Source organism: Oleiphilus sp. HI0125 (genome assembly GCF_001635355.1).
Window position 1 is genome coordinate 1 of the sequence record NZ_LWGF01000063.1, and the last position, 876, is coordinate 876.

At 45.4% G+C, this 876-nt stretch carries 1 protein-coding gene; it reads right to left on the reverse strand.

The window, feature by feature from the left end; genetic code table 11:
• Window positions 1-876: AMP-binding protein (locus A3762_RS01075; protein WP_156493108.1), on the reverse strand; the 876-nt coding region annotated here is incomplete at both ends.

Sequence of the window (876 nt, forward strand, 5' to 3'; positions counted from 1 at the left end):
TTCATCACCCATGGAGCTTTGATTAGGACTTCTTCGGTTTCTTCATCAATCAATATTTCAACACCATGAAGCGGTCTTCCGACAGAACCGGGGGTAATGTCATCTAAGGTGTTATAGGTGACACCGCCACATAGTTCTGTCGCGCCATAAACTTCTTGGATATTAATGTCGAGTTGTCCGTACCAACGCAGAAGTGCAGCAGATAAGGGCGCGGCGCCCGATACCGCTGACTGCACCGAGCTCAATCCCAAGCCCTTTTTGATTTTGTGCTTAATAAACCGTCCGACTAGCGGAATTTTAAGGAGTTTCTGTAGTTTCTGTTCAGGAAGCTTAGACAGAATACCTTGTTGAATTTTTACCCAAATACGCGGTACTGCAAAAAACTGTGTCGGTTGTACCGACTGTAAATTTGCTGCAAAGCGATCTAGAGACTCACTAAACGAGACTTCAGAACCTGCAACGATTGGACTGACCTCTGACACGACGCGTTCGGCGATATGGTTTAGTGGTAAATAGGACAAAACACGCTCGGAAACTCCTTGATACACACCATAAGCAGGTTTAGCACGTTCGTGTTTCATCACTTGATTCGCACAAGCGTAATCCAGCATCACACCTTTTGGGGTGCCTGTCGTACCGGAGGTATATATGATGGTAAAGATTTCATCTGCAAGAGGCTGATGAGGGTCCGTACAGGGAGCGAAGTCTAATATGTCATCCCATTTATAGTTACAGCCATCTAAAGGACTATTACCTTCAAAGTGAGGGAAGGCAATTGTAGTAATGCTACTGTTAACGCCATGACGCTGCTCTTCCCAGTTTTCGAGTTTGCCGACAAACAATGCTTTTATATCGCTTAGCTGAACGACCTCGTCT